This is a genomic window from Rhodococcus sp. Leaf278, assembly GCF_001426085.1.
Taxonomy (GTDB): Bacteria; Actinomycetota; Actinomycetes; order Mycobacteriales; family Mycobacteriaceae; genus Rhodococcoides.
Genome location: NZ_LMRR01000012.1, coordinates 173,431 through 195,572 on the forward strand (window position 1 = coordinate 173,431; position 22,142 = coordinate 195,572).

Annotated in this window: 19 protein-coding genes; 13 read left to right on the forward strand and 6 right to left on the reverse strand. The window is 65.5% G+C overall.

The window, feature by feature from the left end:
* Positions 1-6: 6 nt before the first annotated feature.
* A complete protein-coding gene (locus ASG84_RS13540) occupies positions 7-657 on the reverse strand; it encodes an amino acid-binding protein (RefSeq protein ID WP_057477560.1) in 651 nt (216 codons plus the stop codon).
* 299 nt (positions 658-956) lie between these two features.
* Here ASG84_RS13540 and gatC point away from each other — a divergent pair, with 299 nt between their 5' ends.
* Genes gatC through ASG84_RS13555 form a run of 3 tightly spaced genes read left to right on the forward strand, consistent with a single transcriptional unit; the run spans position 957 to position 3,814 of the window.
* The gene (gene gatC / locus ASG84_RS13545; protein WP_057477765.1) at positions 957-1,256 is read left to right on the forward strand and encodes an Asp-tRNA(Asn)/Glu-tRNA(Gln) amidotransferase subunit GatC; all 300 of its coding nucleotides are present in this window, start codon (positions 957-959) and stop codon (positions 1,254-1,256) included.
* Positions 1,253-2,725, forward strand: coding sequence for an Asp-tRNA(Asn)/Glu-tRNA(Gln) amidotransferase subunit GatA (gene gatA, locus ASG84_RS13550; protein WP_057477561.1), 1,473 nt, complete (start codon positions 1,253-1,255; stop codon positions 2,723-2,725). Before gatC ends, gatA begins: the two co-directional genes overlap by 4 nt.
* Positions 2,726-2,731: 6 nt before the next feature.
* Positions 2,732-3,814: an alpha/beta hydrolase gene (locus ASG84_RS13555; RefSeq protein WP_057477562.1), complete on the forward strand. Its 1,083-nt coding sequence runs from the start codon at positions 2,732-2,734 to the stop codon at positions 3,812-3,814.
* A gap of 37 nt (positions 3,815-3,851) precedes the next feature.
* Here the strand turns inward: ASG84_RS13555 and ASG84_RS13560 are convergent, their stop codons facing one another.
* Both ASG84_RS13560 and ASG84_RS13565 read right to left on the reverse strand, forming a co-directional pair.
* Positions 3,852-5,252, reverse strand: coding sequence for an alpha/beta-hydrolase family protein (locus tag ASG84_RS13560; protein WP_057477563.1), 1,401 nt, complete (start codon positions 5,250-5,252; stop codon positions 3,852-3,854).
* Positions 5,249-5,893, reverse strand: coding sequence for a hypothetical protein (locus ASG84_RS13565; protein ID WP_082520973.1), 645 nt, complete (start codon positions 5,891-5,893; stop codon positions 5,249-5,251). Before ASG84_RS13565 ends, ASG84_RS13560 begins: the two co-directional genes overlap by 4 nt.
* 246 nt (positions 5,894-6,139) lie before the next feature.
* Here ASG84_RS13565 and ASG84_RS13570 point away from each other — a divergent pair, with 246 nt between their 5' ends.
* The 4 genes from ASG84_RS13570 (at position 6,140) to gatB (ending at position 10,667) form a co-directional block, all read left to right on the forward strand.
* Positions 6,140-7,297, forward strand: a complete 1,158-nt coding sequence (locus ASG84_RS13570) for a sensor histidine kinase (RefSeq protein WP_057477564.1) — start codon at positions 6,140-6,142, stop codon at positions 7,295-7,297.
* Between the two features lie 10 nt (positions 7,298-7,307).
* On the forward strand, positions 7,308-7,970 hold the full coding sequence (locus ASG84_RS13575; RefSeq protein WP_082520974.1) for a response regulator: 663 nt from the start codon (positions 7,308-7,310) through the stop codon (positions 7,968-7,970).
* A 101-nt stretch (positions 7,971-8,071) separates the two neighbouring features.
* Positions 8,072-9,103, forward strand: coding sequence for an ATP-dependent 6-phosphofructokinase (locus ASG84_RS13580; protein ID WP_057477565.1), 1,032 nt, complete (start codon positions 8,072-8,074; stop codon positions 9,101-9,103).
* 52 nt (positions 9,104-9,155) lie between these two features.
* Positions 9,156-10,667, forward strand: a complete 1,512-nt coding sequence (gatB, locus tag ASG84_RS13585; protein ID WP_057477566.1) for an Asp-tRNA(Asn)/Glu-tRNA(Gln) amidotransferase subunit GatB — start codon at positions 9,156-9,158, stop codon at positions 10,665-10,667.
* 57 nt (positions 10,668-10,724) lie between these two features.
* On the opposite strand, the gene ASG84_RS13590 is transcribed toward gatB, so the two are convergent.
* Positions 10,725-11,873, reverse strand: coding sequence for a PQQ-dependent sugar dehydrogenase (locus tag ASG84_RS13590; protein ID WP_057477567.1), 1,149 nt, complete (start codon positions 11,871-11,873; stop codon positions 10,725-10,727).
* Between the two features lie 84 nt (positions 11,874-11,957).
* Between ASG84_RS13590 and ASG84_RS13595 the strand changes: the two genes are divergently transcribed.
* On the forward strand, positions 11,958-12,965 hold the full coding sequence (locus ASG84_RS13595; RefSeq protein WP_057477568.1) for a DoxX family protein: 1,008 nt from the start codon (positions 11,958-11,960) through the stop codon (positions 12,963-12,965).
* 69 nt (positions 12,966-13,034) lie between these two features.
* On the opposite strand, the gene ilvD is transcribed toward ASG84_RS13595, so the two are convergent.
* On the reverse strand, positions 13,035-14,876 hold the full coding sequence (ilvD, locus tag ASG84_RS13600) for a dihydroxy-acid dehydratase (protein ID WP_057477569.1): 1,842 nt from the start codon (positions 14,874-14,876) through the stop codon (positions 13,035-13,037).
* A 59-nt stretch (positions 14,877-14,935) separates the two neighbouring features.
* A complete protein-coding gene (locus ASG84_RS13605; RefSeq protein ID WP_057477767.1) occupies positions 14,936-15,358 on the reverse strand; it encodes a PH domain-containing protein in 423 nt (140 codons plus the stop codon).
* Positions 15,359-15,723: 365 nt separating this feature from the next.
* Between ASG84_RS13605 and ASG84_RS13610 the strand changes: the two genes are divergently transcribed.
* The 5 genes from ASG84_RS13610 to ASG84_RS13630 all read left to right on the forward strand — a co-directional run bounded on the left by ASG84_RS13610 (position 15,724) and on the right by ASG84_RS13630 (position 22,088).
* On the forward strand, positions 15,724-17,682 hold the full coding sequence (locus ASG84_RS13610; protein ID WP_057477570.1) for an acetolactate synthase large subunit: 1,959 nt from the start codon (positions 15,724-15,726) through the stop codon (positions 17,680-17,682).
* Positions 17,679-18,182, forward strand: a complete 504-nt coding sequence (ilvN, locus tag ASG84_RS13615; protein ID WP_008717436.1) for an acetolactate synthase small subunit — start codon at positions 17,679-17,681, stop codon at positions 18,180-18,182. The genes ASG84_RS13610 and ilvN overlap by 4 nt, the downstream gene beginning before the upstream one ends.
* Before the next feature lie 61 nt (positions 18,183-18,243).
* Entirely contained in the window at positions 18,244-19,245 is a 1,002-nt protein-coding gene (gene ilvC / locus ASG84_RS13620) for a ketol-acid reductoisomerase (protein ID WP_179274679.1), read from the forward strand.
* Between the two features lie 187 nt (positions 19,246-19,432).
* A complete protein-coding gene (gene serA / locus ASG84_RS13625) occupies positions 19,433-21,028 on the forward strand; it encodes a phosphoglycerate dehydrogenase (RefSeq protein ID WP_057477572.1) in 1,596 nt (531 codons plus the stop codon).
* Between the two features lie 49 nt (positions 21,029-21,077).
* Positions 21,078-22,088 carry a 3-isopropylmalate dehydrogenase gene (locus ASG84_RS13630; RefSeq protein WP_057477573.1) on the forward strand — a complete coding sequence of 337 codons (1,011 nt, stop codon included), beginning with the start codon at positions 21,078-21,080 and terminating at the stop codon, positions 22,086-22,088.
* Positions 22,089-22,142: the final 54 nt, after the last annotated feature.

Below are 22,142 nucleotides of genomic sequence, written 5' to 3' on the forward strand. Positions count from 1 at the left end.
GCAGCGTCAGTTCAGCACGGTGGCCACGATGCCCGCGAGGTAACCGAGCCGGGCCACCTCCGACGGTCGAAACTCCGGGCCACCCGGCCTTCCCAGCATGAGGACGGTGCCGGTGTTTCCCAGCGGAGCGACGGCGATCTGGGTGTCCATGTCGCGCCACACCTGTGGAACCCAGTCTGCATCTGCGTCCAGCGCAGCGGGGGCCGCCAGGGGGAACCACGGCAGCTCGGCGGCGTGGGTCTCGGGTGCTCCGGAGCTACCCACCAGACGGAAGGGGCCGTGCGCATTGGTGGCCACCACAGTGCTCCACCCCACCCGTAGAACCCGAGGGGCACCGTCGACCAACACCTGCAATCGGTCGTCGGATGCAGCGGCGACGCGATCGATCAATTCCAGCTCTCGGTGGGTGTCGAGGACGCCGGTGTACGGCCGGATGGAATCGACGCGGACATCGTCGAGGTTTTCGGCGGCGGTGATAAGCGTGTCGGGAAGCGAACCGGGCGCGACCTCGACCACCAGATCGTCCACCGCGTATCCGTCACCGCGTTCGATGACGTCGAGGGAGAGAATGTCTGCGCCGACCGAACCCAGCGCGACGGCCAACGATCCGAGACTGCCCGGCCGGTCCGGTAGTTGAACGCGGAGCAGGTAGGACATGTCACGCTCCCTTTCGACTTCTGGCGTACTGCGGCCACCCAGCGTCACCGTTGCTGACGGGTGGAGGGAACTTGTGCACCCCGGCGCGAGCAATCCTTGCATCTTCGACCTGTGCGGCACGTCCCGCAACGCGGGCAGTGACAATTCTGACACCCGGAGCGCCGACGAGGAGTGCGTGCAGCCTGCGCGACGTGCCGCACTAGGCTGGACTGCGTTCGCGGACCCGTTCGGTTCGCTCTGCACAACCATGGGGTCGTTTCGTCCGGCTCCACTCCTACAGTGTGAAAGGGGTCCACGCGGTGCCTGACATCTCCCGCGACGAGGTCGCTCACCTCGCCCGGCTGTCGCGCTTGGCTCTCAGCGACGCCGAACTCGACGAGTTCGCCGGTCAGCTGGATTCGATTCTTCATCACGTCAAAGCCGTGGCGGAGGTGGCTACGGACGATGTTCCGCCGACGGCCAACCCCAGCGAGATCGTCAACGTGACGCGTCCCGACACGATCGTTCCCGGGCTGACGCCGGAACAGTCGCTCGCCGGCGCACCGAATGCAGAAGAGAGCCGGTTCGCGGTGCCGCAAATTCTGGGAGAGAGCGAATGACCGACCTGACGAAGCTGGACGCGTCCGAGCTCGCCGGCCGCGTCCACGCGCGCGAGATCAGTGCAGTCGAGGTGACCCAGGCACATCTCGACCGGATTTCGGAGGTCGACGCAGACCTGCACGCGTTCCTGCATGTGGCATCGGCCGAGGCACTTTCCGCGGCGACCGACGTCGACGCAGGACTGTCTGCCGGTCGTGCGCCCGCGTCCGCGCTGGCGGGGGTCCCACTGGCACTCAAGGACGTGTTCACCACGACCGACATGCCGACCACGGCCGGCTCGAAGATTCTCGACGGCTGGATTTCGCCGTACGACGCGACGCTGACCTCGAAGCTGCGCGCAGCGGGTATCCCGGTGCTGGGCAAGACCAACATGGACGAGTTCGCGATGGGCTCGTCGACCGAGAACTCCGCGTACGGGCCGACCAAGAACCCGTGGGACACGACCAGGATCCCCGGCGGATCGGGGGGTGGCAGCGCGGCGGCGCTCGCGTCGTACCAGGCACCGTTGGCCATCGGCACCGACACCGGCGGATCGATCCGCCAGCCGGCCGCACTGACCGGCACCGTCGGAACCAAGCCGACCTACGGCAGCGTCTCGCGCTACGGTCTGATCGCCTGCGCATCCTCTCTCGACCAGGGTGGTCCGTGCGGGCGTACGGTGCTCGACACCGCGCTGCTGCACGAGGTGATCGCCGGATACGATCCGCGGGACTCCACGTCCGTCGATACGGCAGTGCGGCCCGTGGTTGCAGCTGCCCGGGAGGGCGCTCGCGGCGACCTGTCGGGCGTCCGCGTCGGGGTCGTCAAGGAATTGCATTCCGACAGCTACCAGCCCGGTGTGATCTCGTCCTTCGATGCCGCGGTGACCACGCTCACCGAACTCGGTGCCGAGGTCGTCGAGGTCTCGTGCCCCAATTTCGTTCACGCGTTGGCCGCGTACTACTTGATTCTGCCGTCCGAGGTGTCGTCCAACCTGGCTCGATTCGACGGTATGCGATACGGCTTGCGGGCCGGTGACGACGGCAAGCACAGCGCCGAGCAGGTCATGGCCATCACGCGCGCCGAAGGTTTCGGTCCGGAAGTCAAGCGCCGCATCATGATCGGGACGTACGCGCTCTCGGCCGGGTACTACGACGCTTACTACGGTTCGGCTCTGAAGGTGCGCACGCTCATCGCACGCGACTTCGATGCCGCCTACGAGAAGGTCGACGTGCTGGTCTCGCCGACAACCCCGACAACGGCATTCCCGTTGGGCGAGAAGGTGGACGATCCGATGGCGATGTACCTCAACGACCTGTGCACGCTGCCGACGAACCTCGCGGGTCACTGCGCGATGTCGGTGCCGTCGGGTCTTGCGTCCGAAGACGGTCTGCCCGTCGGACTTCAGATCATGGCTCCAGCGTTCGCGGACGAGCGGCTCTATCGCGTCGGTGCCGCCTACGAGGCCGCTCGCGGCGATCTGAGGTAATTCGCGGTGCTGCATCGGTGGGCTGCAGACCTGGCTCATCTACCTCTGCTGTCCGGTGCGGTGCCGACAGTCGCATTGACTGTGGCGGCGGTACTGTCACTGGCCACGATGTGTGCCGTCGTCGTGCGGGTTCGGCGCGGCTCACGGCTGGGGCCGGTGTTCGGATCACTGAGCGCCCTCGGCATGCTGGCAGCGGTATTGGTTGCAGCGGCCGTACTCACCAATCTGACCGTCACCCGGTACCCGACGGTGGCGCTCGCACTGGGGCGTCAACCTGTCGTCCCGGTCGAGGGCCACGGCAGACTGGTCGATCTCGAGGTGCCCGGCACGGTGTCGCACTTCGATGCGCGGCCCGCGACGATCTACCTTCCGGCCTCGTACGACGCAGGTGCAGACGACCTGCCGGTGCTGGTGCTGCTCACCGGCCAACCCGGTCACGTCGTCGACTGGATCGAGGGTGGCCGCTTGGTGCAGACGATGGACGCTTTCGCGGCCCGTCACGAGGGCGCTGCCCCCATCGTCGTCGTTGCCGATGGTCTCGGTGACACCGAGGCCAATCCGATGTGTATGGATTCGAACCTCGGAAATGCGGCGACCTACCTTTCCGTCGATGTGCCGCACTGGGTTCGGTCGAATTTCCGGGTGTCCTCGGATCCACGAGAATGGGCGGTCGGTGGATACTCCTACGGAGGAACCTGCGCCCTGCAGCTAGCAGTGACTGCACCGTCGGTGTATCCGACGTTTCTGGATATCTCCGGTGAGGACGAGCAACGCCGCGGCACGAGAAACGAATCGGTTGCGGCAGCATTCGGAGCGGACACCCCGGAGAACGAGGCTCGATTCGAACGAGCGACGCCACTGAACATACTGTCCCACAACAGCTTTCCTGATTCTGCCGGTGCCTTCGTCGCAGGTTCCGACGACGAAGAATTCAGACCGCAGACCGAGAGGGTCTTCGAGGCAGCCGTGGCTGCCGGTCTCGACGCTCATTACAGCGAGCTGCCCGGCGGACACTCGATGCAGGTATGGGCTCCGGCCCTGGAGCAGGAGATGGACTGGCTCGGACAACGATGGGGGCTGCTCGACTGACTCCGAAGTCACCGACACCGTGACATGAGGCCGGCCGTCACCGGCACCGCGGCATGCTGGTGCCCTGGTCGATTCCGTATCGGTGGCCGTGGCCGGCGTCCACGTCGAGAGCCGCTGCGAGATCGACGGACGTCTGGACGAAGCTGACGATCGGTAGCCACATCGGCGTCGGCGCATCGTGATGGGTTGCCGTTGGATCGGGTGCCGACCACAGCAGATCTGCAGACCATCGGACGACGGGGTCCGACGAGTTGGCGAGCACCGTTGCGCCGTCGGTGTTCACGGCTCCAGCAGGTGGACCCGCCCACACGGCTCCGCAGATGACCGGATCCGTCCGGCGAAGGGACAAGTAGGTGTCGCTGCCCGCCACCGCCCCCAGGCTTTGGCCGTACACGACGATCTGCGGCGGTGTCGATTGTGTGGCCGCCCGGGCAGCGACCGCGCGTGTCACGGCCTCGGCCGAGCTGCGCGCCTCGTTCTCGGCGAACAAGAACGTCGCCCAGCTCGGCTTGTCGGAGTACTGCACTGCCACGGTCGCGACGTCCCCGCCGAATCGGGCTTCGGCACCCGTGACCGCATTCTCGTCCACCCATCCCGATCCGGTCGGTATCGCGACGACCACCACGCTGCGATCGAAAGCGCCCGCGCGTTCCATGTCTGCGACGGCCAACGCTGCGCGTCGATCGAGCGTGGGTGCCGAGTCGAGGCCGACGTAGGTGCGCACGGTGTCGGCAGCGATGCCGCCGGAGACGAACTTTCTGCCCTCTCGACCCAGCGTGCCCCACGGAACGAGCGAGTCGGGGCCACCTGATCTCGTCGTCGTATTCGGTGCGGTGACCGAATCGTCCAACGCCGAGTTCGATGCCGAGAAAGATTTGGACATGGCCGACCAGAGCGCGGGCGCGGCGACAAGGTAGAACAGCATGCCGACGACCGCGATCAGAACGGTCGATCGCACACCGCCGAGTGTAGTGCACATTCTCCGAGTGGCAAGACCTGTTCCCCACAGGCTGAGAGCGACGCATGCTGCTCCACCGACGACGTCGACGGCGTAGTGCCAGTCCACTGTCCGGGTGCCCATCGCGGCTCGTAACTGGTTCTGCCACAGAATATTCGAGTACACCGCACCCATCGAGATCAGTGTTCCGATCCCCGCTGTCCACGCCCGCGCGCCGACTCGAGCGGGTCGGCGCGTGCCGAGAGCGCGCCCGCACGCCCAGACGAGGGCGAGCGCGATCGCCATCGATACGCCGATCAGCAATGCTTGGGTGGCGGCTGGGCGGGGGAGTAGAGCAGGAGCCGACGACATCGAGACCGCAGCTGTGAGTGCACTCGAGGTCTCGATTCGTGGTAGCCGGATGCCCGTCGAGAGTGGCGTAGCAACAGACGTTCCCGAAGAGCCGAGTTGCCCGGAGTATCCGGTGATCGAGGCGATCATGCGAGTTCGCCGAACCCCGGTACGGATGCTCGTGTACGCAGGTATCGGCTCGTCAGGAGAACCGAGAGTGCCATCAGGACAAGCGCTGCGCCGCCCAGCGCGATCGGCAGTGCGGGTTCGGCCACCGGTGCGCCGAACGACTGCCGCCACGAGTTCATGTCCACGGCGGCCGCGGCCACCGTTGCGGCGGCGTCGCAGGCCCGTCGGGATCCATCATCGGTTCGGTGGATGCAGGATGCATGCAGACGGCTCGCCAGCTGCCTGTCGATTGCGCGACGCCAGCCCGGATCCACGGTCTTGCCTGTCGAGGCGGCATACCGAAGGAGGTCGTATCCCAGATCGTGTGCTTGGCAGGAGGATTCGAATTCCGGAGGCAGCGGTACGGGCGAAGAACAGTCCCCGTGGGGATTGCCGGCCATGGCGTCGAGCACCCTCGGTCGGTAGCCCATCACCGATGCGAAGTCGGCGGGGATCGCTCGGGTCGCGGCGTCTGCCGACTCGGCGACGAGCGCGTGCACCGCTACGGCGACGGTCGAAGTTGTGTCGGGTGCCGACGGCGGGGGCGTCGCGGCACCGGTGGTCGCCATCACCGCCGCGGTCGCGGCGACGCATATCGCGATGCGAGAAGTGTTCCTGTTCATGGCTTTCGACGCTACGAAACGACATGCCCGACGAGCATCGCACCGAGGTCTCGTTCGGGAGCCACTGTCGGTCTCGGTGTGCGGCCGGTTCGATACCGCAGGTGTGCGCGGAACTGATACTCAGGTATGACGCCTTCGTCGGCCCGTACTGCCTAGGCTCGGTCCGTGCGCAAGAACAGATCAGGAATTTCGAAGCCCGAAGCGGCGAGGCCTCGGGTACCGACTCGGATTGCCGGTGTCCGTTCGGTGGACGCGCTGATCGTTGTCGTCGGCGCGGTGCTGTATTCGATCGCATGGCCGACACTGCCGGTCACCCATCAGGTCTCGGGGCCGTTGATGCCTATCGTCGGTGCACTCGCAGCCTTTCCGTTCGTGCTGATTCGAGTCAATCCCGCGTTGGGCTGGGCGGTGTCGGCGCTGTCGGCTCTGGTCGTTCCCCTGGCGTTCGACCGAGCTCCCGGGTACGACTATCCGTGGCAGGTCGTGCATATTCTCGTCTTGTTGGTGCTGTTGTTCGCCGTGGCGCTGCGGTCGCCGCCGGCGGTGCTACTGCTGGCGTGGTCGGCCAGCATGCTGCTCTTCTTCGCGTACATGCCGGGCTCGGACGGAGTCGGTTGGTCCGTCGGTCTGACGGCGGTCGTCGTCTTCGGTCTCTTGATCCGCTGGCTTGTCCTCTCCCGCAAGCAACTTGCCCAGCAAGAGGAGGTCAGCGAACTCGAGCGCACCAGGCGCACGGTTCTCGAGGAGAAGGCGAAGATCGCTCGCGATTTGCACGACGTCGTCGCACATCACATGTCCATGGTGGTCGTGCAGGCACAGAGTGCGCCGTACCGACTCGACGACGTATCCGAGGCTGCCGCGTCGGAATTCACATCGATCGGTGCCACGGCGCGCGAAGCACTCAACGAGATCCGGGGCATGCTCGGGGTACTCCGCAGTGATGGACAGCAGTGGCAGGACGCACCGGCACCGAATGCACTCGATCTCGAACGCACGCTTCGCGCGAGCCGTAAGGCCGGGATGGACGTGCGCTGGAACATCACCGGACCGGTCGAATCCATCTCCGAGACAACAGGGTTGGCGCTCTACAGAATTATGCAGGAGTCGTTGTCCAATGCTGCGCGCCATGCCCCCGAGGCTGCGGTGGCCGTCGACGTCACGGTCACACGGAGCAGCGTTGTCATGACCGTGATCAACGCGCCGTCGCCGGACATCGGTGTCGGACTTGTCGCGGGGGCGGATACCGGCGGGCACGGGATAGCGGGCATGCGAGATCGAGCACGGGCAGCACACGGGTGGCTGCACGCTGCCGCACTACCGGACGGCGGATTCGAGGTCGCGGTGCATGTGCCCCACGGGCTGCCGACTTCGACGGCACGGTTGGCCACGGACGATCTGGCCTAGGCTGACGAACGTGGTGACAACGGTCTTCATCGCCGACGACCAAGCGATGGTGCGGCAGGGGTTCGGCGCCCTTCTCGGCGCGCAGGCCGACATCTCGGTGATCGGGGACGCGGACAACGGCAGGACGGCGGTCAGCGAGGTGACTCGCCTGTTGCCCGACGTGGTGTTGATGGACGTGCGGATGCCGGAGATGAACGGTCTCGATGCCGCGCGGGCAATCCTCTCTGCCTCCTTGCCGTCGCCGGTACGAATCCTGATGCTCACCACATTCGACATCGACGACTATGTCTACGAGGCGCTGGCGCTCGGCGCAAGCGGCTTTCTGCTCAAGGATGCGCCGGCCGAGGAATTGATTCGAGGTGTGCGCGTCGTTGCCGCAGGCGAGGCCCTGCTGGCACCGTCGGTGACCAGACGGCTCATCGCGGACGTCACCGCGCGCCGCGGGGCGCGCCGTCGTCCGTCACCGCGTCTTAGCGATCTCACTCCGCGCGAACGCGAGGTGCTCGAACTCATTGCCACCGGCATGTCCAATTCCGAGATCGCGGGCTCGCTGTTCCTGGCCGAACAGACCGTCAAAACCCATGTGGGCAAGGTCCTGGGCAAGCTCGGGCTACGCGATCGCGCGCAGGCCGTGGTGCTGGCCTACGAGACGGGCGTCGTGACGCCGAAGTGAGCGGCGGACGGTACCGACGCGCGCAGCACACCACGTCCCATTAGGCTGACGACCGTCATCGGGTCCACTTCACGGGCCCGTAAGCAGAGAGGCGAAAATCGATGCGCATCGGAGTTCTGACCGGAGGCGGCGATTGCCCAGGGCTCAATGCGGTGATCCGCGCAGTGGTGCGTACCGCTGACGCGCGGTACGGCTCCACGGTCGTCGGCTTCCAGGACGGGTGGCGCGGCCTTCTCGAAGATCGCCGCGTGCAATTGCGCAACGACGACCGCAACGACCGTTTGCTCACCAAAGGTGGCACGATGCTCGGCACCGCGCGCACCAACCCGGATGTGTTGCGGGCCGGACTCGATCGGGTCAAGCAGACCCTCGAAGACAACGGCATCGACGTGTTGATTCCGATCGGTGGAGAAGGAACCCTGACCGCTGCCGCGTGGTTGTCCGAAGAGGGAGTGCCGGTGGTCGGGGTGCCCAAGACCATCGACAACGACATCGATTGCACCGACGTCACGTTCGGCTTCGACACGGCCCTGACAATTGCCACCGACGCGATCGACCGTTTGCACAGCACCGCCGAATCCCATCAGCGGGTGATGCTCGTCGAGGTGATGGGTCGGCACGCGGGGTGGATTGCGCTGCACGCCGGATTGGCGTCGGGCTCGCACATGACGCTCATTCCGGAGCAGCCGTTCGACGTCGAGGAAGTGTGCACTTTGGTGCGCAAGCGTTTTCAGCGTGGAGATTCACACTTCATCTGCGTCGTCGCCGAGGGAGCCAAGCCGATGGAGGGCTCGATGGAGCTACTCGACGGTGGCATCGACGAGTTCGGTCACGTTCGATTCACCGGAGTCGCCCATCAGCTCGGTGTCGAGATCGAACGTCGCATCAACAAGGAAGTTCGCACCACGGTGCTCGGCCACGTGCAGCGCGGCGGAACCCCGACCCCCTACGACCGTGTGCTCGCGACGCGATTCGGCGTCAATGCGACCGACGCGGCGCACGCGGGTGACTTCGGCAAGATGGTCTCGTTGCGGGGCACCGAGATCGGACTGGTATCCCTGGCCGAGGCGACCACACAGCTCAAGCGGGTACCGCAGACCCGATACGACGACGCCGCCGCCTTCTTCGGCTGAACCGGTGCACGTGGTTAACCGTGCGTCGTGTGCAATGCATAAACTACGGACCATGACTGCTGCAACCGTCGATCTGATCGATTACGACGAAGTGCTCGCCGCGTTCGACCCCGTGTTGGGCATGGAGGTCCACGTGGAGTTGGGTACGGAGACCAAGATGTTCTGCGGTTGCCCCACCGCGTTCGGTGCCGAGCCCAACACCCAGGTGTGCCCGGTGTGTCTGAGCCTTCCCGGTGCGCTACCGGTGGTCAACGCCGCTGCCGTGGAGTCTGCGATCCGTATCGGGTTGGCGCTCAATTGCTCGATCACTCCGTGGGGACGGTTCGCTCGGAAGAACTACTTCTACCCGGATCAGCCGAAGAACTATCAGATCTCGCAGTACGACGAGCCCATTGCCACCGAGGGCTACCTCGATGTTCTGCTCGACGACGGCAGTACGTTCCGCGTCGAGATCGAGCGCGCACACATGGAAGAGGACACCGGTAAGTCGACGCACGTCGGCGGAGCGACCGGCCGCATCGAGGGAGCGTCGCATTCGTTGCTCGATTACAACCGCGCCGGTGTGCCGTTGGTGGAGATCGTGACGAAGACGATCACAGGGACCGGAGCGCGCGCGCCCGAGGTAGCGCGTGCCTACGTCACCGCACTTCGAGATCTGCTGAAGTCGCTGAACGTGTCCGACGTGCGGATGGATCAGGGTTCGCTGCGTTGTGATGCCAACGTGTCTTTGATGAGGAAGACCGCCACCGAATTCGGCACCCGTACCGAGACGAAGAACGTCAACTCGCTCAAGAGCGTCGAGGTTGCCGTTCGGTACGAGATGCGCCGTCAGGCAGCGGTTCTCGAATCCGGCGGAGAGGTGACGCAGGAGACGCGGCATTTCCAGGAATCCGACGGCACCACCACCAAGGGCCGCAAGAAGGAAACGGCAGAGGACTACCGGTACTTCCCGGAGCCCGATCTGGCACCCGTCGCTCCCGACGCGGACTGGATCGAGCAGCTCCGCGGGACCCTGCCCGAGCTTCCGTGGCTGCGACGCGGCCGGATCCAGAAGGACTGGGGCGTCTCCGACGAGGAAATGCGCGACCTGGTGAATTCCGGTGCGCTGGAGCTGGTTGCGGCCACGGTGGACGCGGGGGCATCGCCGCAGGCTGCTCGGTCCTGGTGGGTGTCGTACCTCTCGCAACAAGCCAATGTGACCGGAGTCGAGCTGGCAGATCTGGCGATCACACCGGCTCAGGTAGCGCAAGTGGCCGCGTTGGTCTCCGACGGCAAGCTCAACAACAACGGTGCTCGTCAGGTGGTGGACGGGGTCCTCGCAGGCGAGGGTGAGCCGGCTCAGGTGATGTCCGACCGTAACCTGGTGTTGGAGAAGGACGACACGAAGCTCCAAGCCGCCGTCGACGAGGCGCTTGCTGCCAATCCTGGTGTGGTGGAAAAGATCCGCAGCGGCAAGGTTCAAGCTGCCGGTGCCATCGTGGGTGCGGTCATGAAGGCGACACGCGGTCAAGCCGACGCGGCCCGCGTCAAGGAGCTCGTCCTGGAGGCCTGCGGCCAGTCCTGACCGTCGATATCGACTGTGGCCGAGTGCAATTCGCGCTCGGCCACAGCTGTTTCTCGATCAGTCGATACCGCCGCCGCCACCACCTGGGAAGGGCACCTTGACGACGCGGTCGTCCGTAGGGCCGGGCTCCGCGCCGTTCTTGTTCACCGTTCCGACCAGAATCTGACCGTCGGCGGAGCTCGTGGCCCCGTTCAACTGCCCGTACCGGTCCTGGATCAGGAGTGTCGGTTCGGCCGACACGGCTCCTGTGTTCGCGTCGGTGGTCAGCGCCGCAACAGCTTTCGCCGTCGTGAGGGCTACGGCCACACCGCCCTCGCCTGCCGCGCATCCGGCTACGCCGGGGCGGTCCGGCCACGTCCAGACCGGGGAGAACACCGCGCCGAGTTTGTCTATGCGTTGCAGGCGGTCTTCGATCGCGGTGCGGTCGGTGACGTAGATGTTTCCGGCGCCGTCGGTGCACACATCGCCCGCCGTGCCGATTCCACTCAGCGCGATCTGCGGACGCGGGGGACTGGACGTCGGTGACAACGACGTGACGCGTAACAGCTTGCCGGACAGAGAATCCGGGTTCTGGGCTGCCGCCGGGTCACCGTTGTCGCCGGTGAGGACGAGCAGCTCTGTCGGGGTATAGAAGTCGATCGACCCACGATTGCCCGTCGCGCCGCGAGGAATTCCGGTCAAAATGTCCTTGGGGACGTCGCCGGGAGCGAGTCGAACCACCCTGGTGTCCGAGGTCGTGGTGACGAGCGCATAGAGCAGCTTGTCCTCGGCGTACGTCGGAGAGAGTGCGAGATCGAGTAGTCCTCCGTCCCCGGTGCCGTCGACGGCTATCCGGGCCACCTCGACCGGTGTGCGGCCGGCCGCGACCTCCATGATGCGACCGGTTCGGCGCTCGGCAACCAGCGCACTCTGGCCGTCGGGCAATGCCACGAGGCCGCCGGTGGTGTCCAGACATGTCGCGATCACCGACGGGTCCGGATCGACGCAGGGACCCGACGGCGGGGGCGGAGCATTCGGATCCGACGACGGCGGTGCCTCGCTGGGGGTCGTCGGTTTCAGCTCGGCAGCACCGACCTCGGGCGCAGGGGTGAACGGCGACGAGTTCGAGTCGTCGAAGCGGGCGCACCCGGCGAGCATGGCGGCCGTCATGGACAGTGCGACGACAGCGGCAGTGGCACTTCGAGGTGACGCTCCGACCGGCTTCATCCTTCGAACGGTACGTCAGCATCGGCGCGGACTCGCCACGCGGCCATGAGAGAAATCGGCGCATATCGGCTCTACTGTGGACAGGTGACCGATACACCGCGCGACCCCAACCGGCCGGACCAGTCGTACGAACCGGCCGAGAGCCCGTACGACAATCCCACCGAACAGATCCCACCCTCGCGCTCTGCGTCCGGCACATCCGCCTCGGACCGAGCCGACACGTCCGGCGCATCGACCACTGCGTTCGGTGCCCAGCGTTCGGATCGATTGCCTCGAACGGACGACGAGCTCGACTTCCCGTACTCGTCGACGTCCGACGCACGTTCGTCCGACGCACGTTCGTCCGATCCCAGGTCGACCGATGCGCAACCGACCGAGAAGATTCAGGCCTTCCGACCGTCGGCCTACGCGGATTCGCCCACCACCGGTGCGTCGGCCGACAACTCGTCCTCGAGTGCGTACTCCGATGACTCCACCGCGTACCTCGGCACCACCGCAGGCGCGGCGCCGGCTCCGGCGGCAGCCGTTGCCCCGGAGCCCGAGATCCGTACCGAGACCGTCGAGGTTCCCGCACGTCGCGGCAGCACCGACCTCGGCCTGTTCGTCCTTCGCGTCACCATCGGCGCGGTATTCCTCGGTCACGGCCTGCAGAAATTGGTCGGCCTGTGGAATGGGCCGGGACTCGACGGATTCCAGAACTTGCTCGAGAGCTCGGGCTTTCGCTACTCGGAGATTCTCGCGATCGCGGCTGCTGCGGGAGAGACCCTCGGCGGCGCGTTGTTGATCCTGGGTCTGGCAACGCCCCTTGCGGGCGCAGCGGTGCTGGCGACCATCATCAATGCGTGGTGCTTCAAGCAGGTGGCAGAGCCCGGATTGCAGTTCTCCGGTAGCAGTGGCGTCGAGTACGAGACGGTTCTCGGTTTCGCCGCGGCCGCAATCATTCTGACGGGCCCGGGAAAGATCGCGTTCGACGGTCGCCGCGGGTGGGCCACGCGGCCGCGGATCGGATCGCTGCTGGCGCTCGTTGTCGGCATCGCCGCCGGAGTCTGCATCTGGATTTTCCTCAACGGGGCCAACCCCGTCGTTCGCTGATCTCTCGACATCGATCGAACCCATGTACGTGGCACCTCGTAGTGCCACGTACATGGGTTTTCCTGTTCATCAGGGCACGTAGCGAACGGCACCCTTGTCGGCCGAGGTAGCCAACGCTGCATATGCGCGCAAGGCGGTGGTGACCGTGCGCTGGCGGTCCACCGGCTGCCACGGACGCTCGGACGCGAGCATCTTCGCTCGGCGGGTCTCGAGCGTCTCGTCGTCGACGAGGATTTCGAGAGTGCGAGTGGCGACGTCGATCCGAACCTGGTCACCGTTCTCGACGAGCCCGATGACTCCGCCGGCGGCGGCCTCGGGCGAGATGTGTCCGATGGACAGGCCCGAGGTTCCGCCGGAGAAGCGGCCGTCGGTGATCAGCGCGCAGACCTTGCCGAGACCGGCACCCTTGAGAAACGCCGTCGGATGCAGCATTTCCTGCATGCCGGGGCCGCCCTTGGGCCCCTCGTAGCGAACGACCAGCACGTCGCCGGGTTGGATCTTCTTCTGCAGGATTGCCGAGACGGCTTCCTCCTGCGATTCGACGACCAGGGCCGGGCCCTGGAACGCGAACAGATCCTCGTCGATGCCTGCGGTCTTGAGGATGGCACCGTCGACGGCGATGTTGCCGCGCAGCACCACCAGGCCCCCTTCGACCGTGTATGCATGCTCCAGATCTCGGATGCAGCCGCCGGCGGCGTCGGTGTCGAGAGACGACCAGCGATTGCCCGTCGAGAACGGCTCTACCGTCCGGACGCCACCGGGTGCAGCATGGAACAGCTCGAGTGCTTCGTCGGACGCCTTTCCTGATCGGATGTCCCAGGTGTCGAGCCATTCGTCGAAGCTCTTCGTGTGCACGGTCGAGACGTCGGTTTCGAGAAGGTTCGCGCGGCGGAGCTCGCCGAGGAGAGCCGGGATTCCGCCGGCGCGGTGCACGTCTTCCATGTGGTAATCGGAATTGGGCGAGACCTTCGCCAGGCACGGGACCTTGCGGCTGATAGCGTCGATGGTCTCGAGGTCGAAGTCGACCTCACCTTCCTGTGCGGCAGCGAGGGTGTGCAGCACCGTGTTGGTCGATCCGCCCATCGCCACATCGAGGGCCATGGCATTGCGAAACGCGGCCGGCGTGGCGATGTTGCGCGGAAGAACGGACTCGTCCTCGTCGCGGTAGTACTTCAATGCGGCGTCGACGATCGTGGTGCCGGCTCGCGTGAACAGGGCGCGGCGGGCATGGTGAGTCGCCAGGGTCGATCCGTTTCCGGGCAGTGCGAGTCCGAGAGCCTCGGTGAGACAGTTCATGGAGTTCGCGGTGAACATTCCCGAGCAGGATCCGCAAGTTGGACATGCGCTGCGCTCGACCTCGTCGAGGCCTTCCTCGGACACAGCGTCGTTCGCGCTGGCGGAGATTGCGGTGATCAGGTCGGTGGGTGCCTGTGCAACGCCGCCGACGACGACGGCCTTACCCGCCTCCATCGGTCCGCCGGAGACGAAGACGGCCGGGATGTTCAGGCGCATCGCGGCGTTGAGCATGCCGGGGGTGATCTTGTCGCAGTTGGAGATGCACACCAGGGCGTCGGCGGTGTGGGCGTTGGCCATGTACTCGACGGAGTCGGCGATGATCTCGCGGCTGGGTAGCGAGTACAGCATGCCGCCGTGTCCCATGGCGATGCCGTCGTCGACGGCAATCGTGTGGAATTCACGGGGGACGCCGCCGGCTGCGCGAACGGCGTCGGCGACGATCTCGCCGACGTTCTTCAGGTGCACGTGGCCGGGCACGAATTGGGTGTACGAGTTCGCGATGGCGACAATGGGTTTACCGAAATCCGAATCGGTCATTCCGGTGGCGCGCCACAGCGAGCGTGCGCCCGCGGCATTGCGTCCGACAGTGGTGACCCGTGAGCGTAGCGGCGGCATATGCGTAGTCCTCGTTCGTTGCAGCGGTTTCTCGCATCGAAGAGGCTACTCGCTGTCGACTATTCCTCCTTCGACGCCTGGTCGCCGTCGTCCTCGGCGTCCGCTCTGGCCCTTTCTTCGGCCGCAGCGGCAGCGGCGTACGGATCGGTGATGCGGCCGCCGCTGGCAGCCGCGAGTTGGGGGAGGAGGTCGAACCGCACCAGCGGCAGCGACTTCTCGCTCTTGTCGGTCAGGACCACCCGCGCCCAGCGGCGATCCGGGAAATGCAGACCCGTCACCGATTCCCACTCGATGACGTCGGAGCCGACGAACCGTCGCGCGGTGATCGCGTCCGGAGTGACGACGGTGCGCACTCGGAGGACCCACACGAACGCAACGATCGGCAGGATCAGGAGCCAGCCCAGAGCCGCAGGCCAGCTGAACGCCGGCAGTGCTGTGCCGAACAGCAGCAGCCCCACGCCGAGCAGTGCAAGGCGCGGCATGCGAATGACCTGCGTGGTCGACGGTTGCTGACCCTCGGCACCGTTCGGTGGCTCGGAGGCAGTGTGGGATGATGGCAGAGGTGGTTCGGACTGCTGCGGAGACGACACCCATTCATCTTCGCATTGCATCTACGCGATCTCACATAATGGGATTGCGTCGTGACGAGTTTGACTCTTCCCTGTGCGCGCGCCTACCGTCGAGCGCGTGAAGCGGAATTGGATACTCGTAATCGGCCGGCGCGTCAACGCCTGAGCCGGTTGTTCAAACTCGCATCGACGCGCCACCCTCGTACAGCACTCGCTGACGGGGGTTTTTTCTTGCCCAGAGATCGCCCAGCACTTTCACATTCCTGAGGAAGCAATCAGTGAGCGCACCAACCGCACGCCCGGGGCCCACGACTCGTAAGTCGGGGCCGGCCGCAAGCCCGTCGACCACCAGCCCGTCCGCAGAAGCGGCGACCAACGGGTCGCGACGTCACGTCGCGCCCGAGAAGGTCAGCGGCGCACAGTCTGTCGTACGCGCCCTCGAAGAACTCGACGTCGACACTGTATTCGGCATTCCCGGCGGCGCGGTTCTTCCCGTCTACGACCCGCTCTTCGACTCCGTCAAGGTGCGCCACGTGCTGGTGCGTCACGAACAGGGCGCGGGCCACGCGGCAACCGGCTACGCCCAGGCGACCGGCAGGGTCGGGGTCTGCATGGCCACGTCCGGCCCGGGTGCGACCAACCTCGTCACCCCGCTCGCCGATGCCCAGATGGACTCGGTGCCCATCGTCGCGATCACCGGTCAGGTCGCGCGCAGTCTCATCGGCACGGACGGTTTCCAGGAAGCCGACATCTCGGGTATCACGATGCCCATCACCAAGCACAACTTCCTGATCACCGACGGCGCGGACATTCCGCGCATCATGGCCGAGGCGTTCTACATCGCTGCCTCCGGCCGACCCGGTGCAGTGCTCGTCGACATCCCGAAGGACGTGCTGCAGGCGCAGACCACGTTCTCGTGGCCACCGGAGATGCGTCTGCCCGGGTACCGCCCGGTCACCAAGCCGCACGGCAAGCAGGTTCGAGAAGCCGCTCGCTACATTGCCGACGCCAAGCAGCCGGTGCTGTACGTCGGCGGCGGCGTCATCAAGGCCAACGCTTCGGCGGAACTCCTCGAGCTCGCCGAACTGACCGGTATTCCGGTTGTCACCACACTGATGGCGCGCGGGGCCTTCCCCGATACCCACCAGCTCAACTTGGGTATGCCGGGCATGCACGGCACCGTGGCCGCGGTGGCCGCACTGCAGCGCAGCGATCTGCTCATCACGCTCGGGGCCCGGTTCGACGACCGTGTCACCGGTCAGCTCTCGTCCTTCGCGCCGGACGCCAAGGTCATCCACGCCGACATCGACCCGGCCGAGATCGGCAAGAACCGGTACGCGGACGTGCCGATCGTGGGCGACTGCGGCGAGGTCATCACCGAGCTGATCGAGGCTTTGCGGGCCGATCGCGCGACCGGAACGACGCTCGATCTCGAACAGTGGTGGGTCTACCTCGACGGCATCCGCAAGACGTACCCGTTGAGCTACGACCGTCCGTCCGACGGTTCCATGTCTCCCGAGTTCGTCATCTCCTCGGTCGGCAAGTTCGCCGGTCCCGACGCGATCTACTGCGCCGGAGTCGGTCAGCACCAGATGTGGGCTGCCCAGTTCATCAACTACGAGAAGCCGCGTACGTGGCTCAACTCGGGTGGCCTCGGCACGATGGGGTACGCGGTTCCCGCCGCCATGGGTGCCAAGATGGGCCTGCCCGACGCCGAGGTGTGGGCCATCGACGGTGACGGTTGCTTCCAGATGACCAACCAGGAGCTTGCAACCTGCGCGGTGGAGGGCATCCCGATCAAGGTCGCGCTCATCAACAACGGCAACCTCGGCATGGTCCGGCAGTGGCAGACCCTGTTCTACGAGGAGCGCTACTCCAACACCAACCTCGGCACACACGGTGCCGTCCGTATCCCCGATTTCGTCAAGCTCGCCGAGGCACTGGGTTGCGTCGGTTTGCGGTGCGAGCGGGAAGAGGACGTCGACGCCGTGATCGCCCAGGCCCGCGCGATCAAGGATCGTCCGGTCGTCATCGACTTCATCGTCGGTGCCGATGCCCAGGTGTGGCCGATGGTGGCTGCTGGAACAGGCAACGACGAGATCATGGCCGCCCGCGGAATTCGTCCGTTGTTCGACGAGGACGAGACCGTGGGCAGTGAGCCCGGAATCGACGACGCCATGGAACGCGAGCAGGCGCCCCACCCGATGAACAACGACGTGAAAGGCACCGACCTGTGAGCACGAGCCATACCCTCAGCGTTCTCGTCGAGGACAAGCCAGGTGTGCTGGCCCGCGTCGCTGCACTGTTCTCGCGTCGCGGCTTCAACATCTCCTCGCTCGCCGTCGGCGGAACCGAGATTCCCGATATCTCACGCATGACCATCGTCGTGACCGTCGACGAATTCCCGCTCGAGCAGGTGACCAAGCAGCTCAACAAGCTCATCAACGTCATCAAGATCGTCGAGCAGGACGACGATTCCTCGGTGGCACGTGAGTTGGTGCTGATCAAGGTCCGAGCCGACGCCAGCGTCCGCAGCGAGGTCATCGAAACGGTGAACCTGTTCCGCGCCAAGGTGATCGATGTGTCGCCCGAGGCGGTCACGGTCGAAGCGACGGGCACCCGCTCGAAGCTCGATGCATTGTTGAAGATGTTGGATCCCTATGGAATTCGAGAAATAGTTCAGTCGGGAGTCGTTGCCGTCGGACGTGGACCGAAATCGATCACTGCGTCGCGGTAGCGGCCCAGTGACGAACACGCGTAAAACCCAAGAGGAAAGGTAACAACCAGTGGCAGTCGAGATGTTCTACGACGACGATGCTGATCTGTCGATCATCCAGGGCCGCAAGGTCGCTGTGATCGGATACGGAAGCCAGGGCCACGCGCACTCGCTGAGCCTGCGCGACTCCGGCGTCGATGTTCGCATCGGCCTGGCGGCGGGCTCGAAGTCCCGCGCCAAGGCGGAGGAGCAGGGCCTGAAGGTCGGCACTCCCGCCGAGGTGTCCGAGTGGGCCGACGTGATCATGGTGCTCGCACCCGATACCGCGCAGGCCAAGATCTTCTCCGAGGAGATCGAGCCCAACCTGAAGGACGGCGACGCGCTGTTCTTCGGCCACGGACTCAACATCCACTTCGACCTGATCAAGGCTCCGGAGTTCGTCACCGTCGGCATGGTCGCACCCAAGGGCCCCGGCCACCTCGTGCGTCGCCAGTTCGTCGACGGCAAGGGCGTTCCCGCACTCATCGCCATCGATCAGGACCCGAAGGGCGAGGGCCAGGCGCTCGCACTGTCGTGGGCCAAGGGCATCGGCGGAACCCGCGCAGGCGTCATCAAGACCACGTTCAAGGAAGAGACCGAGACCGACCTCTTCGGTGAGCAGGCCGTGCTGTGTGGTGGCACCGAGGAGCTCGTCAAGACCGGATTCGAGGTCATGGTCGAGGCCGGCTATGCCCCCGAGATGGCGTACTTCGAGGTTCTGCACGAGCTCAAGCTCATCGTCGACCTCATGTACGAGGGCGGCATCGCTCGCATGAACTACTCGGTGTCCGACACCGCGGAGTTCGGCGGCTACCTCTCGGGACCTCGCGTCATCGACGCCGGAACCAAGGAGCGCATGAAGGCAATTCTGGCCGATATCCAGTCGGGTGAATTCACGCGCCGCCTGGTCGCGAACGTCGAGAACGGCAACACCGAGCTCGAAGGCCTGCGCAAGGAAAACGCCGAGCACCCCATCGAGGTCACCGGCAAGAAGCTGCGCGACCTGATGAGCTGGGTCGATCGTCCGATCACCGAAACGGCATGATTCTCGTCGAATCGCGTTCGTACGCATACTGATCGAAGGGCACCGCTACTCCAGGTGGCGGTGCCCTTCGGTGCGTGCTCGACGGTGGCGTCGCAGGCCGACGTCGCCGGCCACTAAACTGTTTCTGCTGCACCAGCTCCGAATTTTTACCGTCAACAGTCTCGAACCGACTTAGGGAGTTCTTCACGTGAGCCAGCCAGGCCGTCCTGTCGTTCTGATCGCCGACAAACTTGCGCAGTCCACCGTCGAGGCACTGGGTGACGGCGTCGAGGTCCGTTGGGTCGACGGCCCGGATCGTCCCGCACTGCTCGCTGCGGTTCCGGAGGCCGACGCGATCCTCGTGCGCTCCGCGACCACGGTCGACGCCGAGGTGCTCGCTGCCGGGACCAACCTCAAGATCGTCGCTCGCGCCGGCGTCGGCCTGGACAACGTCGACGTACCCGCAGCCACCGAGCGCGGCGTCCTCGTCGTCAACGCACCGACCTCCAACATCCACACCGCTGCCGAGCATGCAGTCACGTTGCTCCTGTCTGCCGCGCGCCAGATTCCCGCTGCCGACGCCACCCTGCGTCAGCACGAGTGGAAGCGCAGCAAGTTCAACGGTGTCGAGATCTTCGGCAAGACCGTCGGTGTCGTGGGCCTGGGCCGCATCGGTCAGCTGTTCGCGCAGCGTCTCGCCGCATTCGAAACGCACATCATCGCCTACGACCCCTACGTGTCCGCGGCCCGCGCGGCTCAGCTCGGTATCGAACTGGTGAGCTTGGACGAACTGCTCGAGCGCGCAGACATGTTCTCGGTTCACCTGCCGAAGACGCCCGAGACCAAGGGCATCATCGGCAAGGAAGCCCTCGCCAAGACCAAGCCGGGTGTCATCGTCGTCAACGCCGCTCGCGGTGGTCTGGTGGACGAGCAGGCGCTGGCCGACGCCATCACCAGCGGGCACGTCTTCGCCGCCGGCATCGACGTCTACGCCTCCGAGCCGTGCACCGACAGCCCGTTGTTCGAGCTTCCTCAGGTCGTCGTCACTCCGCACCTCGGCGCGTCGACCACCGAGGCCCAGGACCGGGCGGGCACCGATGTGGCCAAGTCCGTGTTGCTCGCTCTCGCCGGTGAATTCGTGCCCGACGCGGTCAACGTCAAGGGTGGAGCCGTCGGCGAAGAGGTTTCGCCGTGGCTCGAGATCGTGCGCAAGCAGGGCGTCCTGCTGGGTGCGCTGTCCGCCGAGCTTCCCACGTCGCTCTCGGTCGATGTACGCGGTGAGCTCGCCGCCGAGGACGTCGAGATCCTGAAGCTGTCTGCGTTGCGTGGCCTGTTCTCCGCCGTCATCGAGGACTCGGTCACGTTCGTCAACGCGCCCTCGCTCGCCGAGGAGCGCGGCGTCACCGCCGAGGTCACCACGGCGTCCGAAAGTGAGAACCACCGCAGCGTCGTCGACGTTCGGGCCGTGTACGGCGACGGCTCGGTACTCAATGTTGCGGGCACGCTCACCGGAACCAAGCAGGTCGAGAAGATCGTCAACATCAACGGTCGCAACTTCGATCTCCGCGCCGAGGGCAAGAACCTCATCGTCAACTACGCAGATCAGCCCGGCAGTCTCGGCCGGATCGGAACGCTGCTCGGCGATGCCGGGATCGACATTCAGGCCGCTGCACTCAGCCAGGACTCCGAGGGTGACGGCGCAACGATTCTGTTGCGCGTCGACAAGGACGTTCCGACCGAGCTCAGTGCGAGCATCGCGACCGCGGTGGGTGCGTCCACCATCGAGCTGGTCGACCTGTCCTGATCGCTCTCAGTCGATCGGACACAAATCGAACGAACACACGAGGAGTGAGATGAAGCTGGCCGTCATCGCCGGGGACGGAATCGGACCCGAGGTCGTCACCGAGGCGCTTGCGGTGCTCGACGTGGTCGCGCCCGGTACCGAGAAGACCGAGTACGACCTCGGTGCGCGTCGCTACAACGCCACCGGCGAGCTGCTGCCGGACTCGGTGTTGGCGGAACTGCGTGAGCACGACGCAATCTTGCTGGGAGCCATCGGTGATCCGTCGGTACCCAGCGGTGTGCTCGAACGCGGACTGTTGCTGCGCGCTCGGTTCGCGCTCGATCACCACATCAATCTGCGTCCGGCCAAGCTGTATCCCGGAGTTGTCGGTCCTCTGGCCGGCGACAAGGAGATCGATGTCGTCGTCGTGCGCGAGGGCACCGAGGGTCCGTACACCGGAAACGGTGGTGCGCTGCGAGTCGGTACACCGCACGAGGTCGCTACCGAGGTCAGCGTCAACACTCGCTACGGCGTGGAGCGGGTGGTGCGCAACGGTTTCGAGCGAGCACTCGCTCGGAAGAAGCATCTGACGCTGCTGCACAAGACCAATGTGCTGACCTTCGCAGGCAGCCTGTGGGCTCGCACCGTCGAGGAGGTCGCCTCGGAGTTCCCGGACGTCGAGGTCGCGTATCAGCACATCGACGCCGCGATGATCCACCTCGTCACCGATCCCGGTCGGTTCGATGTCATCGTCACCGACAACCTGTTCGGTGACATCGTGACCGACCTCTCGGCCGCAGTGACCGGCGGAATCGGTTTGGCCGCAAGCGGAAACATCGATGCGACCGGCACCAACCCGAGCATGTTCGAGCCGGTGCACGGCAGTGCGCCCGACATCGCGGGACAGCAGAAGGCCGATCCGACCGCTGCCATCCTGTCGGTGTCACTGCTACTCGATCATCTCGGCGATGCGGCGGGAGCCGCGCGAGTGGAAGCCGCTGTCGCAGCAGATCTCGCGCAGCGGGGAACCGCCGCGGCGTCGACGAAAGAAATCGGCGCACGAATCGCCGCTCGCCTGTAGCCAGACCACGACGAAATGCCACGGTAGGCCGACTGCCCACCGTGGCATTTCTGT